Origin of the sequence: Microcoleus sp. K4-B3, from assembly GCF_036704615.1 — a bacterium.
Classification (GTDB): Bacteria; Cyanobacteriota; Cyanobacteriia; order Cyanobacteriales; family Microcoleaceae; genus Microcoleus.
On the sequence record NZ_JAUBSF010000001.1, the window covers coordinates 59,043 to 75,562 of the forward strand.

Genomic DNA, 16,520 nt, shown 5'->3' on the forward strand with positions numbered 1-16,520 from the left:
TTAGTGATTCGTATAACAGTCAACAGTCACCAGTCAACAGTCACCAGTCAACTGACTAACTGCGGAAATTCGCCACCGACTTTTGCAATTTGCTGACAGAACCAGACAGATCGTCCAAAGAAGCCTTGACATCCGCACTTTTTTGTGCTGTCGTATTAGCAATCTCATTGACTTGCTGCATACTACTAGAAACTTCCTCAGCCGAAACAGTTTGCTTAGCAGATGCGCGAGTAATATTCTCCACCAAAGCATTCATTTCTCGACTAACTTCGATGATGGCATTGAGGTGAGTTTTAGCTTCGCTTGCCAGCTTAGTGCCTTCCACTACCTCTAGCGTCCCCGATTCCATTGCCTTCATCACCCGGCTGATTTCTTCTTGAATTGTACCGACAATTTCGGAGATTTCCTCAGTAGCGCCGGCAGATCTTTCTGCTAATTTCCGCACTTCTTCGGCGACAACTGCAAAGCCTAAACCTTGTTCGCCGGCTCGCGCCGCCTCAATAGTAGCATTCAGAGCTAATAAATTAGTTTGCGAAGCAAGTTGAGAAATCGAAGTCACAATTTTGCCAATTTGCTGCGAAGATTCGCCCAAACGCTTCATCATTTTTGAGGTAGAGGCGATCGTCACCCGGAGCCCGTTAATGCCTTCGACAGCTCGATCGACCGCCACACCGCCTGCTTCAGCCGTGTGAGAAGACTGCTGGGCAACTGTTTCGGCGCGCACCGAAACATCTCGCACGTCGCGGATCGAATTCACAATCCGCTCGATTTCCCGCATGATGGCAGATATTTTTGTGGCTTGAACTTCCGCCTGTTGGGTGAGTTGGCTGGTATTGTTAATTGACTCGCCGGTGGCAGATGTTACCTCTTCGGCTAAAGTTTGAATTCCCGTTACCACCTTCCGCAGAGAACCGATTAAGAAGTTGAAAGAGTCGGCGACAGCACCTAAAACGTCGTTAGTCACTTCCGCCCTGACTGTCAAGTCGCCTTGAGCAGCGCCTTTAATTTCTCCCAACAATTTGAGGACTTGCTGCGTCAGAGAATCAGCTTCAGCTTTGCGTTCTGCTGCCAATTTTTCCAGTCGTTCTTCTGCCTCTTTGCGCTCGGTGATGTCAAAGCGAATGGCGATATATTTGATGATTGTGCCGCTGGTATCAAAGATGGGGGAGATCGTCGAATCTACCCAGTAAAACGAGCCATCTTTGCGTCGGTTTTTGATTTCCCCTTTCCACACCAAACCGCGAGAAATTGTCACCCACATTTCTGGAAAAAATGATTTGGGATGGTAGCCGGAATTGATCAGGCGGTGGTTGCGGTGCAGGAGTTCTCCCATGCTGTAACCGGATATTTCAATGAATCTGTCGTTGACGTAGGTAATCGTTCCTTTGGGGTCAGTTTCGCTGACGATCGCCGATTCGTCGAGAGCATTTTGCCGCGTTTTGAGTTCTTGCACCAAGCGTTCCTGTGCCTCGGCCAACTGCTGCATTCGCTGCTGGGAAGCTCTTTCCTGGGTGACGTTGCGGCAAACTATTACGCCGCCTTTGAGCGCCCCCGTTTCGTCTTTGAGCGGCCGGCCGTTAATTTTCACCCACAGGCCCTCCGGCTTGCCTGCGTGGCGGGTGAACAGCTCTACTTCGTCAAAGGCTTCTCCTCGAACCGTGCGCGCTAAAGGTATGTCCGCTGGGGGATAGGGAGTGACGGTATCGGGCAAGAATAAACCGTATCTTGCCGACCATTCGTTGAGAATAGCATCTGTCGCATCCAGGCCAAAGATATCTTCGGCGGCGGGGTTGAACAAAATAAAATTACTATTTTCGTCGGCAGCAATTATGCCGTCGCCAATGCTGTTTATTAGCAGTTGCAAGAGATTGCTTTGCTGCCGAAATTGGTCTTCGGAACTGGCTAATTGGGCTGTTGTTTGTTGCAGTTGCACCATCGCCTGTTTGCTTTCGGTAATGTCGCGAGCGACTGCATACATGAGCTTTTGTTCGGTTTCAGGTCGCACTTTCCACGACAGCCACCTGTAGGAACCGTCTTTGCAGCGGTAGCGATTTTCAAAGAACTGTACTTCGGTGCCATCGTATACTTTTGCCGCTTCGGCTGTGGTTTCTTGGCGATCGTCTGGATGGACGAAATTGATAAAAGGTTGGTTTTCCACTTCTTCTAGGGTGTAGCCTAGGGTTGTTTCCCAAGCGGGATTGAGGCGCTTGAATTTCCCTTCAAAATCTACAATACAAACCAAGTCTAGGGAAAGGGTAAAAAATCGATCGCGCTCTACTTCTGCTTTTTTGCGATCGGTAATTTCGATCGCCACACCGCCGACACCGATGGGTTTGCCGTCAGATCCTGGTAAAGGAAAGTAAGAAGCCAGCCAATCCCCCACGATACCGGGCTGTTTGGAAGTTGAACAGGATAGTTCGATATTCAAAATTGGTTGGTTGGTGGCGAGAATCTGCTGCAACATCGGCTCTAGGGAATCGACCCTTTCTGGTACAACTTCCCTCACCGTCTTGCCGAGGTGTTCGGCAACTGAGGCACCGGTGGTTTCCGCTAATTTCTCGTTGACTTGCACGAAGCGCAACTGGTCGTCAAAGATAAACATGGAGGCCGGGGCGGCTGCGAAAAATGCGTCAAAGCGGGTTTGACGCAAAACTAATTCTCGTTCTAGGGCTTTGCGATCGCTGATGTCGCGAGCTTCGGGAATCAGCAGCACGACTTTGCCGCTGTCGTCTACGATCGGCTTGAGGGAGAAGTCCACAGTTATCACAGCACCCCCAGCAACCAGCACGTCGGCTTCGTAGCGGACTACCTCGCCGGCGGCGGCTTTGGCGATCGCAGCTTGCACTTTTTGCTTGGCTTCTGGGGAAATTTGCCACCACAGATTATCTGCAAACTGCGTGCCTACGAAGTCTTCGCGCTCCAGTCCGGCGACGGCAAGGGCTGTTTGGTTGGCTTCCAAAACGGTTCCGTCTGGTTTGAGCAGCCCCACTAATTGGAACGATTGGTCAAAAATGGCTCGGAACAGTCTTTCGCGCTCGCGCAGCATCTCTTCTGCGCGTTTGCGATCGCTGATGTCGCGAGTAACTGTTGCCAACCCCATAGGCTCGCCGGTTTCTGGGTGTTTGACTGTAAATAGGGTGAAATCAATGGGAAAGTTTTCGCCGGTTTGAAAGTTCCTCAAGCGGAATTCGCCCTCCCAAACACCGTCTCGCATAGTAGTCGGCAGGATTTCTTCTTTTAAGCTTTTAGCATCTTCTGCTGTTAGGAAGTCATATATAGTTTTTGTTTTGACTTCTTCAATATTTTGCAATCCGGCTAGTTTAATACCAGCGGCATTCAGGTATGTTGCGTCTCCATCCAGGGTAGCCGTGCCAATAAAATCCGAGCTGCTTTCTACGATAGAAATCAATCTTTGCTTTTCGATTTCGGCTTGTTTGCGCCCCGTGATGTCGTTGTTAGTTTCTAAAATAGCTTTAGGTTTTCCCTGTTCGTCTCGCTGCAAATTCCAGCGGCTGAATACAGTGATTTTGGTGTCGTAATTTGTGGTGTGAATTAGTTCTCCTTCCCAATAATCCTGCTCTTCTAACTGTGCCGAGATAGCTGCTAAAGGTTGGGTAAAAATGGTGTGCAATACAGTATGAGTGAGTTTCCCCAAGGCTTCTTTTTTTGTCCAGCCGTACATCCGTTCGGCTCCCTGACTCCAATAATTAATCGTGCCGTCAATATCCCGGACTATCAAGGCGTCGCTGGCAAGATCGAGCATTTGCAAGTTCTGCTGCAAGGCTTCTTCTACGCGCTTGCGTTCTTTAATGTTGCGGGCGATCGTTGAGATAAATTCAACTTCTGAATTCTCGGATTTGTGGGCAACAATTACTTGAGAAACTGGTATTTCTTCGCCGTCTAAACTCTGCCAAACTGTCTCGCCACTCCACGCCCCGTCCCGGCAAGCTGCGGGGATGCCGACGTTCACAATAGTGTCGATACTTTTGGGGGATGTCACGTCAGAAATGCTGATTCCGGCTAAATCTGCGTCCTCGCCAACTCCCAAGATTTCTCTGGCTGCGCGGTTGAGATAAATGGCGCGCTGTTGGGAGTCGGCTATGCCTACCCAGTCTGTTGTGGTTTCTAAAATTGCTTTGAACCGCAATAGTTCTTGTTGGGATTTACGACTCTCTGTGATGTCGCGCGCGAAGCCGAGCATTCCTAAAATGTTGCCTTCTGCGTCTTTGAGAGGCAATTTCAGCGTGTCGAAGCTGTGTACTTTGCCGTCGGCTAAGGTGGCTAAGTCGTTGGAACCCGACGCCACCTGGTGGCCGGCCCGGAAGTTTTGGATTTGGTTCTGGGAATCGGTTTGGGCCTGGAAGTTGCCGAAGATTCGATCGACCGATATGCCGATTTCGGCGTCGTCTTTGCCGATAATTTCTGCTTGAGTTTTGCCGAAGGCGGCGGCGAAACCTGCATTAACTAGGGTGTAGCGCAAGTTTCGATCTTTGACGAAAATGCAGTCTGGCGTAGCGTCAATGACTGTCCGCAGCAAGTTTTGGGAGCTTTCTGCTTCTGCGAGTGTGTGCCGCAGTTGTTCTTCCATTTGCACGCGCTTGGTGATATCTCTAATTGCGGAAACGAGAAATTTTCTGCCGTCGGCATCTACAAAAGTAGATTTTTTGGCGGAGAAATAGCAGGTGTTTCCTGCTGAGTCTGTGATGATTTTTTGGATTTCTCTGCTGGTATTTGTCAAGAAAACTAATTCGTCTGTTTCTCTATATGTGTCTGCTTGCTCTTTGGGCAAGAAGTCGTCGTAGGATTTGCCAATTAGTTCCGATCTGCGGTGACCTATGTATTGACAAAAGGCATCGTTTAATGTTATCCAGCGGTGCTGTTCGTCTTTGACGTAAATCGGGTCTGGGATGCTGTTGAGGATGTTATTTAAGAATTGTTCAGAGGCTTTTAATTGCTCTTGGACTGCGGTGCGATCGCGAATTTCCTGTTCCAATTGTGCGTTAGTTTGCAGGATCTGCTCGGTTCTTTCATTGACTCGCTGCTCTAGTTTTGCGGTTAGCTGCTGCAAGGCCACTTCTGTCTGTTTGCGGTGGGTAATGTCGCGGCCTTCGGCGAGGATTTGAAATACTTCTCCTGTCTTATTGAACAGTGGCTTAAACGACACGTCCATTACTGTCACATCGTTGTTGGGGCCGGTGATTTCGTATTCTTCCCGGACTAAATTGCCGATCGAGACTTGTTTAATGTTCGTTTTTAGGCGCTGCTGGTTGGTTGGAGATGATGCCCACCAAGGTGTGAGCCAAAATTTTAGCCCCAGCACTTCTGATGCTTGGAAATCGCCCAATTTTAGCGCTGTCTGATTTGCTTCGATCAGAGTACCGTCTGGCTCCAATAATGCGATCACTTGAAAAGCTTGGTCGAAGATTGCGTGAAATCGCTGGTTAGTTTCGCTAAGTGCTTGTTCTGTTTCTTTTTTAGAGTTAAGGATTTGGGTGGAACCTACTAAGAAGTCGTAGCGGTTCGACAAACTCAAAAAAGCGATCGCCGGAATTACAGTTATCCAATCCCACACTGTTTGCACCACCGGAGAGTGCGGCAGTCCCAGGTATTCGGCGGCGTGGCCGCTGTGACCGAAAGCGCAGCTCCAAAATATGCCGGCTGTGACTGTGGCGAAGATGTCGAACCCGAATTGACGGTTTCGCCACAAACCTAAGGTGATCAGCCAGGCGATGGCAAAGTAACACGCACAAATGATGCAATTAGCAGCCCCAGCTACCACCGATGGGGAGAAGTCAGGCAATGTCAGGGTGAAAGTCGTTGCGATCCAGGTATAGAGAAGTTCGATCATAAAATTAAGGAGGGGCAAATCGGATGCCGGCGATCGTTAGTTAAAATTATTGATGGAAAGCGGTTGCTGATTTATCTGTATTCTTGATTTTTACCAGCGTTCGGAATGGGCGATCGCTTCTACATCGACAATCATTAGCAAGCGTCCTTCGGAATTGTACAGACCTTTTAAAAAGGGTGCTAAGTCGGGACTGACATCTATCGCTGAGACAGTGCGATCGGGATTTAAAGATAAAACTCCTTCGACACGGGAGACGGCTAATCCCACGCGCATTGTCGACAATCTCACGTCTCGCGGATCGGGCGCTTCCACCACTAAAATGCGGCTGCTTGGGTGGTAGGTGTCAACCGGCTCGATGCCTGCAAACCGTCCGAAGTCTGCTGCTGCTAAGATTTCGCCCCGCAAGTTGGTTAATCCCAGCAAAAATGGCAGGGTGTTGGGAACCGGGGAAATCGGTTGTTCCTTGAGCGAAAGGACTTCCCGCACTGCCTCTAATTCTATGGCGAAGAGACTGCCTCCTTGACCGAACAGGAGAAATTGCTTTGTTCCACTTGTCTGATTGCCCGCCGGAAGAGCAGTTGTTTTCATTGCTTATTTTTTTTTTCTAGTGTAGCTTACAAATTAGAGTTTTGCTTTGGCCTGAAAACCGACCGCCGATCGAGTTTTTCAGGAGCAGTTTTGGTGCATAAAATGTTTTTGGTAAATAAATCGCGAGTTAACCAAATAAGCAGGTCGCTATCATTAAACATAAAACTTTTAGGGGTTTCAAAAACCCAGTTTCTTAAAATAAACGGGATTTTTCGGTATAATGTTTTTTGAGAAGCTGCCGATCACTTTATATTTTGTTTACGCGGAAAGCAGGCGCTGCACGATGTTGACGAGTTGCTGAGGTTCAAAGGGTTTGCTGACGTAAGCGTCGGCGCCTAAATCGGTTCCCCAAGCTTTATCGATCTCGGTGTTTTTATGAGTACAAAATACTACGGGCAAGTTTGCAGTTGCGCGATGGCCCCGCAATTCTCTGATCAATTCAAACCCGTTCATTCGCGGCATCACTACGTCTAAAACGACCAGAGCAGGACACTTTTTTCGGATCAGGGCGAGTGCCTCTTCGCCGTCGCCAGCGCGGATCACCTCCAGTCCGGCATCTTGAAGAATGCGGCAAATGATTTCTAGTTCGGTCTTTACGTCGTCCACTACTAAAACTTTTGACATGATTCCACACTTCCTTGCTGTTCTTGACAGCGGATGATGTTTATTCAGAAGCTGGCGCGATCGGCGGCGGTGAGACTATTCCGCTTTGCGAACAAATTAATGTACTTCTAAATACAATATAGCCGATCGCATGGCTGAAGGTTGGCTGTCAGCGATAAAAAGCGATAAAAATTTACTTCGCTCACGGAATTACTCTGAATAAATTAATCTGTAAGTAGTAATTGGTAATTGGCTTTTCTGAAACCAACAGCTATTACTATAACGATCGATCTGGATAGAAAAACCGGATTTTCTAGGATAGGGTTTTAGCTTTCTGCCGACCGATCTATTTGTCATTGCTCACGATGAGCGAAACAACCTCCAACCTTGCGATTGCTTTCCTTCGGTTCGCGAAAGTTAACGCACAGCGAACAATGACCTCATCAATTAGCAATTAGCAATTCCCCATTCGCAATTCCCAATTCCCAAAATTCAAGCTTCAAGAATTACTCGCAAATTGCCTCGCTTTTTAGTAAGCCGACAAGCAGTTGACGAACCGGATAGATCGAATTGCAAATCGAGCCAAGTTGATCATACTCTGAAATTATTTATCGACAGTTTTTAAATCGATTATAATGTGGTATAGTCGATAATTTATCACTATTTTTTGGTAGCAGATGATACTAAATTTAACATCATTTGCAGCAGTTGAAAAATACTGCACGGAGCGATCGCTCTGGCTGTTGCGCTCGTAGCCCCCGAAAAGTTCGGGGGGAGGCTCGTAGGGTTGCAGCAATGTCATGTCAAATAAGCCTTGAGCTACTTCTAAAGCTGATTCGATGTGGCGGAGCGATCGCCATCCCAAAGCTGTCAAAACGTTGTCCTGTGACCAGACTGAGCCTGTGTAATAGCCTATGAGATTGTAGGCGGGAGATTTTGAGGATAGGGTGCCAATTCCCCAAACGCCGAGTCGGCGATCGCGATCTGCCACTCGGTTACAGGTGACTCCGCAGTGGCTACAAATGTTTTTTCTCTAGTTAAACAGTATCTACCATTATTACTAAGAGTGGCTTCCCCTTTTTTCAAAAGTTTAATTTTCTTGATTTTTTGACTCTCGACTTTGACATTAAATTTTGATGTCGAGCGCCTTGATGTAATGCTTCCTTCTTTGCATCATATCATTTTTTTCAGCCGACTGCCAACTAACAGTTAAATTCATGAAAGCAACTTAACTTTTCTTAAAAAAGGCAAAAAACGTGAAACGGTGGGGAAAAAATCAGAATAATATTGACCAAACTAATATAGTAACCGCCCAAACAGTGAGGAGGTTCTTAATTGCTGAAACATGAGCTGAAGATTGCAACTTCCTTGTTCTTCGTTCCTTTTTCCTTCAACACCTGCTATACCCCAGCTAAAACGATAATAGGACTCAGGCATAAACCGGGTGTTTGCGTAAAATAAGCGGGTTTATTGAGTGTTGTGTATAAGTTTTGGATCGGTAAACTCGCCCTGCGTTTAATTTGCGAGCCCGCAGCTATCTGCTGTGGATTTATAACTCTGTCACTGCATTGCGGCAATGGTGCTAGCTCAATTATTTCATCAGCGCAAAGTAGAGCAAATTGGAAATATCTAGGGCGCTGTTACTACTGGTACTGATGAAAAGTTTTTCCAGTTAAAAGACAGCACCATATCGCTCGATAAGCGAGATTATTTTATTAATGAGGCGAGTCAAATTTTAGGGATTTTAACAATGGCATTTAAATAATTTTATTTTCTGTAATTTATAATTGGGGGGCAAATTCAATTGACCGCGCAGCAGTCCAATTTTATCCAGTAGAGGAGTGTTGGGTTCACCAAAACTGGGACAAGCGGGCGATCGCCATCCTCGATCTCGATTGTGGGTTCAGCCGAAAAGACTGCTGCCAAATGCAGTCAAATTTATCGGTGATAGAGAGACGGCGATCGGCTATAATAAAGGGCTAGAGGAAAAGAACACTGAAAACCCGAAAATATGGTTGCCATCCAGCAGAACAATCTCAACATTGCGGCCCTAGAAGCAGAATACAGTCAAAAAACACCGCGAGAAATTCTCAAATTTGCCATAGAAAACTTTGAAAACATCTCAATTTCTTTCAGCGGTGCCGAGGACGTAGTTCTGATCGATATAGCCTCAAAGATTACCAAAAACTTCCGCGTTTTTACCCTAGACACCGGACGATTGCACTCAGAAACTTATCAGTTTTTGGAGCAAGTCAGAAAACATTACGGCATTAAATTAGAAGTAATGTTTCCCGATGCAGCAGAAGTACAAGCCCTAGTAGATGAAAAGGGATTGTTTAGTTTTTATCAAGACGGTCACAAAGAATGCTGCGGCGTGCGGAAAGTCAAGCCGCTGCGCCGCAAACTGAATACTCTCGATGCTTGGATTACGGGTCAGCGGAAAGACCAAAGTCCCAGTACCCGCAACGGTATTCCGGTTATTGAAGTTGACACTGCATTCTCAACTCCAGATCGTGAATTAATTAAATTCAACCCCTTAGCAAACTGGTCTTCGGCAGAGGTTTGGGACTACATTCGCGCTTTGGATGTGCCTTACAACAAGTTGCACGAACGCGGTTTTGTAAGCATTGGTTGCGAACCTTGTACCAAGCCGGTATTGCCGAACCAACACGAACGCGAAGGTCGCTGGTGGTGGGAAGAAGCGACCGTAAAAGAGTGCGGTTTGCACGCTGGTAACGCACAAAAATAGTAAATCACTTAGTCGTAAGGTGCGCTAAGCGCACCTTACAAATATTAGGGTGCGCTAAGCGCACCTTACCCAAGAATAAATTCACTTCACATAAATAGTAGCCGAAGAATTCGCAATTAAAATAAACACAAATTAAGCTGAGCTTGCCCTTAAACTTGGATAGAATGATCGACATTCAGAAAAGTTTTTAAAGTAGGTACTTTATGCTCGCCTCGACTAGCGAATTGCTGAACACGGCTTTGAGAAATGGTTATGCGATCGGCGCTTTTAACGTCTACAACCTCGAAGGAATAAAAGCCGTCATCAATGCCGCCGAAGGGCTGCACAGTCCTGCTATACTGCAACTTCACCCCAGCGTCCTCCAATACGGAAAATCGCCTTTAGTCGCGCTTTCCATGGAAGCCGCGCGCAAATCTTTAGTGCCGATCGCAGTACACTTAGATCGCAGCACCTCAGAAAAAGACATTCACCTCGCCCTAGCCGCCGGTATCAAATCAATTATGGCAGACGGTTCTTTTTTGCCCTACGAACAAAACTTAATATTTAGCCGGGAAATGACTAAATTATCCCACGCTAACGGTGCGGCAGTTGAAGCAGAAATCGGCAGAATTAGTGGCAGGGAAGACGGTTTGACAATCGATGAGAAAGCTGCAAAAATGACCGATCCAGTAGCAGCAGTAGAGTTTATCAAAGAAACTAAGGTGGATTTTTTAGCCGTAACAATTGGCAACGTTCACGGCAAATATTTCAGCGAACCGAAACTCGATTTTCCGCGTCTGGCAAAAATTCGGGCTGCTGTTTCAGTGCCGTTAGTGCTGCACGGTTCTAGGGGTTTGCCGGACTCAATGATTCATCAATGTATTAAATTCGGAGTATCTAAATTTAATGTGAATACGGAAGTTCGCGAAGCTTATATGGACGTGTTAAAAAGTAGCATTTCTGAGGCACATCCGGATTTGTTGGAAATAATGGAAAAAGCTATCGATGCCATGCGATGGGTCATTTCTGACAAACTGCAACTTTTCGGTTCGGTCGGTAAAGCTTATTTGCATCACTCTCTCGACAGGGATGACTTGACCAAAAAGAGTACCAGCAAGAAACAAACAAGCGGCAACCAATCAAGTTTCGATCAAATGTTAAAGCCTGTGTATAGTGAGGCCTTCAGTCTTCTTGTGAAGTAAAAAAAAACTAAAGTCCTGACTGCGAACCAATTTTTAGCCAGGACTTCAGTCCTCTCTAACCGTTTAAAAATCGATCGGGCTCGATGCCAGATTCCCGCAGCCGCCGAATTAAAGACTGCAATTGAGCTTCCGCTTGTTGAGCCCTAGATTCCGCTGACTCCGCCCGCTGCCGTTGCTGTTCCGCTTCAGTGAAAATCCAATTGCCATCAACATCATACCAGCGCAGCCACAGTCGATCGATTCCCTGAAACTCCCCTTGCCACAAACCCAAGCCCAAACTTAGGTCAGCAATCCACACTCGCGAATCGGGCAATTCTAATTCTTGATAGTGTCCACCCTTCCATTCAAACACTCGCAATTTGTTAGTATAGCGACTGAAAACTGCATAAACAGGAACCCGCAAAATTTGCTCGTAAACCTCCCATTTTCTAGGCGGTTCCTCCTTCGTCTCCGGCTCCAAAACTTGCCCGTTACCCGCAGTGTTTCCCGACTGAGGTGGCAATTTTTCCTCATCGGTATTGTCGCCTAAATCTTCTTTTTCCGTTCCCGGCGAAAGCAGTTCTACAATTACAAAAGGATTCACGCCTTCCTGCCAAGTAACATAACTCATCCGCAGTTCCGAGCGATCGTAAAGTCGGGGAACTCCCACAACTCCAAACCAATCCGGCCGCTTGTGCCACAAAGTGTGATGCACGTCATAATAAAGGTTCATGTCGGTGCCGCTAAATATCTCAGAAGCTGGATAATTCCGAGGGCGAAATGTCAGGCTCAACAACTGCGGCTGTAAATCGTGAAATTCGTCAGGCAAACCAGGTTCCTCCGGGTCTTCGCTCGGTAAATCGTACATCGTCGGCAGTGTTTCTCTGGGCGATCGCGGCGGATCGGTTTGCGGCACAGGATATTTAAAAGGCAACATATAATATTGAGAAATGACTGCATTTATGCTAACATCACTTTAACACTTACAGGACGAGCGCCAAAACCCTGTAAAACTTTTCTCTCAAGCTTTTTTTCCTCTATTCCGTGAAGTAAATCTAAAATCTAAAATCTAAAATCGACTGACCCGAACTTCTGCACTATGATCGACATTCCTCAACTGATTGCTCAAGAACTTTCCATCAATCTGTCTCAAGTCAATAATGCTCTGGAACTTTTCGCCGAGGGAGCAACTATTCCGTTTATTGCCCGCTACCGCAAAGAACGCACGGATTTGCTGAATGAAATTCAGTTGCGGGACATCTCCGATCGCTTCACCTATCTGACGGAAATCGAAGACCGCAAAAAGTCGATTTTAGATACGATTAGCTCTCAGGGGAAACTCACTGAAGAATTGCAAGCTAAAATCGAATCGTGTTTGCAAAAAAACGAACTCGAAGACCTTTATCTGCCTTACAAACCCAAGCGGCGGACGCGAGCGACAATTGCTAGAGAAAAAGGTTTGGAACCCCTGGCCGAATTTATCAAGTCTCTGAACTTACCGACGGCTAAACCAGCAGATTTTGAGGCGGAAGCAGCTAAATACATTTCGGAAGAAAAGGGAGTAAAAACAGCAGAAGAAGCTCTCAAAGGTGCTGCGGATATTTTGGCGGAAGCGGTTTCGGAAAAAGCAGAATTGCGGGCTTATTTGCGAGAGTTTTTGATGAAATCAGGAGTTTTTGTCTCGAAAATTAAAGATGATTTCCCGGAAGGAAGCACTAAATTTGAAATGTACCGCAATTACCAAGTTGCGGCGAGAAGCGTTCAGTCGCACAATATGTTAGCGCTGTTTCGGGGGGAAACGGAAGGGGTTTTAGATTTGGAACTAGCGTTTGATGAATCCGCAGTGATGGCTTATTTGGAAGGTCAGGAAATTAGAACTAGGATACCGGAAGTTAAAGAGTTTTATCGATCGACTTTGAAGGATGCCTTCAACCGACTGATGAAGACTTCGTTAATTACAGAAGTGCGATCGCACAACAAAGCCGTCGCTGATATCGAGTCGATCGCCACTTTTGAAACCAACCTCCGCGAGTTGCTGCTGTCGGCGCCGGCGGGGATGAAACCGACACTGGCGATCGATCCGGGATTTCGCACGGGCTGCAAAGTTTCCGCCCTCGATGAAACCGGGCAATTTTTAGAATATCAAGCAATTTTTCCCCACCAAGCGGCCGCTCAGCGACAACAAGCTGGTAAAATTGTCAAGCATTTAATTGAAAAGTATAAAATTGAATTAATCGCGATCGGCAACGGTACAGCTTCTCGCGAAACAGACGAATTTGTTTCGGAAGTTTTGGCAGAAATGGACAGGAAACCGATTAAAGTCATGGTGAATGAATCCGGTGCATCGATTTATTCAGCAAGCGAAGTGGCGATCGCCGAATTTCCAGACCTCGACATCACCGTCCGCGGCGCAGTCAGCATCGGACGGCGCTTGCAAGACCCCCTCGCCGAACTCGTGAAGATCGACCCGAAATCAATAGGAGTCGGCCAATACCAGCACGATGTTGACCAAAAATTGCTCAAAAAGAAACTCGATGAAACTGTAGAAAGCTGCGTTAATTATGTCGGAGTTGACTTAAACACAGCCTCCAAAGAACTGCTGACGTTTGTGTCAGGAATGACGGCAACAGTTGCCAAAAATATCGTTAATTACCGCAACGAAAACGGCGCATTTAAAAATCGCCGCCAACTCCTGAAAGTTCCCAAACTCGGGCCAAAAGCTTTTGAACAAGCAGCCGGGTTTCTCCGCATTCGCGGCGGCGAAAACCCCCTGGACAATACCGCAGTTCATCCCGAAAGTTATCCTGTCGTGCAGGCGATCGCCAAAGATTTAGAGTTGCCGCTGACAGGAATAACACAAATATCGGAAAAAATCAAGACTGTAAACATCAAGAAATATGTCACCGAAAAAGTCGGAGAACCAACACTCCGAGACATTATTTCCGAACTAGAAAAACCGGGAAGAGACCCGCGAGCCGAGTTTAAATATGCCACTTTCCAAGCAGGAATCAAAGAAATCTCCGACTTGCAAGTTGGCATGGAATTAGAAGGCATAATCACGAATGTAGCTAACTTTGGAGCCTTTGTTGATGTGGGAGTGCACCAAGACGGTTTGGTTCACGTTTCTCAATTAGCCGATCGCTTCGTAGATGATCCCAAACAGATTGTCAAAGTCGGACAAGTTGTGAAAGTCCGAGTTTTGGAGGTAAATGAGAAGTTAAAGCGGGTTAGTTTGACGATGAAGCTGCAAGAAAAACCGCAACCGCAAAATGGCAATAGTGCGAGGCTTCCGGCCCCGCGCCGACGTTAAAAGTTTGGGGGAAAGGTGAAAAAGGGCGATGGCGTCCCGCCCCGCAAGCTACGGCTATAATTGTGTAATCCTCACCAACCTCCAAATTATATGGTTGCAAGTAAAAGCGATACCTACGTCTCTCCTGAAGATTATTTAGCAGCAGAGAAAGTCAGTCCGATCAAACACGAGTACAGACAAGGTGAAGTCTATGCAATGGCAGGTGCAAGCAAAGCTCATGTTATCATTTCGGGAAATGCGTTTGCACTGTTGAGAAATCATCTTCGGGGGAGTGGCTGCATAACTTACATGGCAGATATGAAAGTTCGGATTGAGGCATCAAATTTCTATTACTATCCCGATGTAGCGGTTAGTTGTGATGAACGAGACAAAAATGCTGATGAAGATTTCATTATCTACCCCTGCTTAATTGTGGAAGTTTTATCGCCGACAACAGCGGCTTTTGACAGAGGCGATAAATTTGCTGATTACCGAACTTCAGAAAGTTTGCAAGAGTATGTGTTAATCAATCAAGAAAGAGTTAGTGTAGAGTGTTTTCGCCGGAATGCCGAGGGTTTGTGGGTGCTTTATCCTTACAGTCAAGGACAAGAAGTTCAGTTTGCTAGCGTTAATTTTAGCTGTGCGATCGAGACATTGTATGAAGATGCGATCGAGATTGGTTGATTTTAATTACTCCTGAATCACTGATATTGATATGATCGAACCGCGAAGACGCTAAGGACACGAAGGAAGAGAAAAGAAGAAGAAGCTGGTAATTGCTATTTTTTCTTGCTGGCTTTCCAAGTGCCGCCGTAGAAGTAAAAAGGATTGTTTTTACTTACCGATTCCCAACATTTAAGACACAAAAAAAACCACTGCCCCGACTCGTCATACCGGGCGCGGTAGAGAGTCGGGGCAGATTGGGAACAGCGATCGCAATATTTGATTCTGATTGCCCTGGCCATTGTTACTCAGTTTCAAACAATAACGGACTCTTGAGGGCGGGCGAAAATCATGCGGCCGGCGCTAGTTTGCAGGGCGCTGGTGACTACGACTCGGGCTTCGCCGCCGACATAGCTGCTACCGGCTTCCACGACAACCATTGTGCCGTCATCCAAGTAACCGATTCCCTGAGAGGGTTCTTTGCCTTCTTTGCGGATTTTTAGTTCGATCGTATCTCCCGGCAAATAAGTGGGGCGCACCGCATGAGTCAAATCGTTGATATTCAAAACCGGCAGTTTTTGGACGGTAGCTACTTTCGACAAGTTGTAATCGTTAGTGAGCAAAATGCCGTCGATATCCAAAGCGAAGCGGACTAATTTCGCATCGACTGTGGCAAGATCTTCGTAGTCAGCCGAGTGAATTTGAATTCGTTCTGGATATGTTTCTTTGATGCGGTTGAGTACATCTAAGCCGCGGCGCCCGCGCACTCGCTTTTGATCGTTGGCGGAATCAGCTACCAGTTGCAGTTCTTGGAGCACGAATTGCGGCACGATAATTTGACCTTCGAGGAAACCTGTTTCTAGCAGGTTTTCAATCCTGCCGTCAATAATGCAGCTAGTATCGACAACTTTAGCACTTGCTGGTTTGAAAGTACCTTCGGCTACCAACACCGTGTCTAAGCTTTTGGGGTTGATCAGACGCAAGAAAGCGCGGCCGTGGGTTTCGGTCAAACTGACGCCTGTGAAGCCGAACATGACGCTTCCCAAGACTGCGACTAGAGGTTTGATGAAGCCGAACTCGCGGGGAATTGGCAGCAGGAACAGCGGAGCCAGCATTAAGTTCGCTACTAGCAGTCCGATGATTAAGCCGATCGCCCGCGTCAGTAACATCTCCACCGGCATATCGCCGACTTGTTTTTCCAGGCGCCTATAGGTTGTTTGAGCCACTAATCCCAACACGAAGCCGATTAATGCTCCAAACGAGCCTAGTACGGAGCTTAAACCTTGTATATTTGTAACTTGCTCCAGCAGGTTGCTCGGCAGCAGTTCGACTCCGTAATAGCCGATGCCTCCGCCTGCGATTATGAATGAGATAATTATGATTGCGTCTAGCATTAGTTCTAGGTTAATGAATTTATTCACATTATATCTTTCCAGTGTTGATACTTGTTTTCATGCTTTGGTCGGATATCGCTATATTTACTGAGGGATTTTCATAAACTTATATTTCGCGCTTGTACCCTTTGGGGGCTCGGCCAGGGAGTTGGTCGGCATTTACCACGCCCCGCCGAAAGCAGGCACGAAGTGCGAATAGACCGCCCTGCGAGCTGTTCGGGAATTG

At 46.8% G+C, this 16,520-nt stretch carries 10 protein-coding genes; 4 read left to right on the plus strand and 6 right to left on the minus strand.

What is annotated here, in order from left to right:
- Window positions 1–55 precede the first annotated feature (55 nt).
- The 4 genes from QUA78_RS00280 to QUA78_RS00295 all read right to left on the minus strand — a co-directional run bounded on the left by QUA78_RS00280 (window position 56) and on the right by QUA78_RS00295 (window position 8,030).
- On the minus strand, window positions 56–5,848 hold the full coding sequence (locus QUA78_RS00280) for a PAS domain S-box protein (RefSeq protein WP_333299641.1): 5,793 nt from the start codon (window positions 5,846–5,848) through the stop codon (window positions 56–58).
- A gap of 90 nt (window positions 5,849–5,938) precedes the next feature.
- Window positions 5,939–6,436 carry a chemotaxis protein CheW gene (locus QUA78_RS00285; RefSeq protein WP_333299642.1) on the minus strand — a complete coding sequence of 166 codons (498 nt, stop codon included), beginning with the start codon at window positions 6,434–6,436 and terminating at the stop codon, window positions 5,939–5,941.
- A gap of 258 nt (window positions 6,437–6,694) precedes the next feature.
- A complete protein-coding gene (locus QUA78_RS00290) occupies window positions 6,695–7,060 on the minus strand; it encodes a response regulator (RefSeq protein ID WP_333299643.1) in 366 nt (121 codons plus the stop codon).
- A 583-nt stretch (window positions 7,061–7,643) separates the two neighbouring features.
- Window positions 7,644–8,030 carry a hypothetical protein gene (locus QUA78_RS00295; protein ID WP_333299644.1) on the minus strand — a complete coding sequence of 129 codons (387 nt, stop codon included), beginning with the start codon at window positions 8,028–8,030 and terminating at the stop codon, window positions 7,644–7,646.
- Between the two features lie 1,020 nt (window positions 8,031–9,050).
- Here QUA78_RS00295 and QUA78_RS00300 point away from each other — a divergent pair.
- Both QUA78_RS00300 and QUA78_RS00305 read left to right on the plus strand, forming a co-directional pair.
- Complete coding sequence (locus QUA78_RS00300) at window positions 9,051–9,788, plus strand: phosphoadenylyl-sulfate reductase (protein WP_333299645.1); 738 nt, start codon at window positions 9,051–9,053, stop codon at window positions 9,786–9,788.
- A gap of 203 nt (window positions 9,789–9,991) precedes the next feature.
- Window positions 9,992–10,969 carry a class II fructose-bisphosphate aldolase gene (locus QUA78_RS00305; RefSeq protein WP_333299646.1) on the plus strand — a complete coding sequence of 326 codons (978 nt, stop codon included), beginning with the start codon at window positions 9,992–9,994 and terminating at the stop codon, window positions 10,967–10,969.
- Between the two features lie 55 nt (window positions 10,970–11,024).
- Here the strand turns inward: QUA78_RS00305 and QUA78_RS00310 are convergent, their stop codons facing one another.
- On the minus strand, window positions 11,025–11,885 hold the full coding sequence (locus QUA78_RS00310) for a Uma2 family endonuclease (RefSeq protein ID WP_333299647.1): 861 nt from the start codon (window positions 11,883–11,885) through the stop codon (window positions 11,025–11,027).
- A gap of 162 nt (window positions 11,886–12,047) precedes the next feature.
- On the opposite strand from QUA78_RS00310, the gene QUA78_RS00315 reads away from it, so the two are divergent.
- Window positions 12,048–14,258 (plus strand): Tex family protein, encoded by a 2,211-nt coding sequence (locus QUA78_RS00315; RefSeq protein ID WP_333299648.1) that lies wholly within the window; start codon window positions 12,048–12,050, stop codon window positions 14,256–14,258.
- A gap of 90 nt (window positions 14,259–14,348) precedes the next feature.
- Window positions 14,349–14,921: a Uma2 family endonuclease gene (locus QUA78_RS00320; RefSeq protein WP_333299649.1), complete on the plus strand. Its 573-nt coding sequence runs from the start codon at window positions 14,349–14,351 to the stop codon at window positions 14,919–14,921.
- A 293-nt stretch (window positions 14,922–15,214) separates the two neighbouring features.
- Here the strand turns inward: QUA78_RS00320 and QUA78_RS00325 are convergent, their stop codons facing one another.
- Window positions 15,215–16,294, minus strand: a complete 1,080-nt coding sequence (locus QUA78_RS00325) for a PIN/TRAM domain-containing protein (protein WP_333299650.1) — start codon at window positions 16,292–16,294, stop codon at window positions 15,215–15,217.
- Window positions 16,295–16,520: the final 226 nt, after the last annotated feature.

What these genes read in the sequence shown, in the direction of transcription:
- QUA78_RS00280 (WP_333299641.1), bottom strand. Translation starts at nt 5,848, where the DNA reads ATGATCGAACTTCTCTATACCTGGATCGCAACGACTTTCACCCTGACA.
- QUA78_RS00285 (WP_333299642.1), bottom strand. Translation starts at nt 6,436, where the DNA reads ATGAAAACAACTGCTCTTCCGGCGGGCAATCAGACAAGTGGAACAAAG.
- QUA78_RS00290 (WP_333299643.1), bottom strand. Translation starts at nt 7,060, where the DNA reads ATGTCAAAAGTTTTAGTAGTGGACGACGTAAAGACCGAACTAGAAATC.
- QUA78_RS00300 (WP_333299645.1), top strand. Translation starts at nt 9,051, where the DNA reads ATGGTTGCCATCCAGCAGAACAATCTCAACATTGCGGCCCTAGAAGCA.
- QUA78_RS00305 (WP_333299646.1), top strand. Translation starts at nt 9,992, where the DNA reads ATGCTCGCCTCGACTAGCGAATTGCTGAACACGGCTTTGAGAAATGGT.
- QUA78_RS00310 (WP_333299647.1), bottom strand. Translation starts at nt 11,885, where the DNA reads ATGTTGCCTTTTAAATATCCTGTGCCGCAAACCGATCCGCCGCGATCG.
- QUA78_RS00315 (WP_333299648.1), top strand. Translation starts at nt 12,048, where the DNA reads ATGATCGACATTCCTCAACTGATTGCTCAAGAACTTTCCATCAATCTG.
- QUA78_RS00320 (WP_333299649.1), top strand. Translation starts at nt 14,349, where the DNA reads ATGGTTGCAAGTAAAAGCGATACCTACGTCTCTCCTGAAGATTATTTA.
- QUA78_RS00325 (WP_333299650.1), bottom strand. Translation starts at nt 16,294, where the DNA reads ATGCTAGACGCAATCATAATTATCTCATTCATAATCGCAGGCGGAGGC.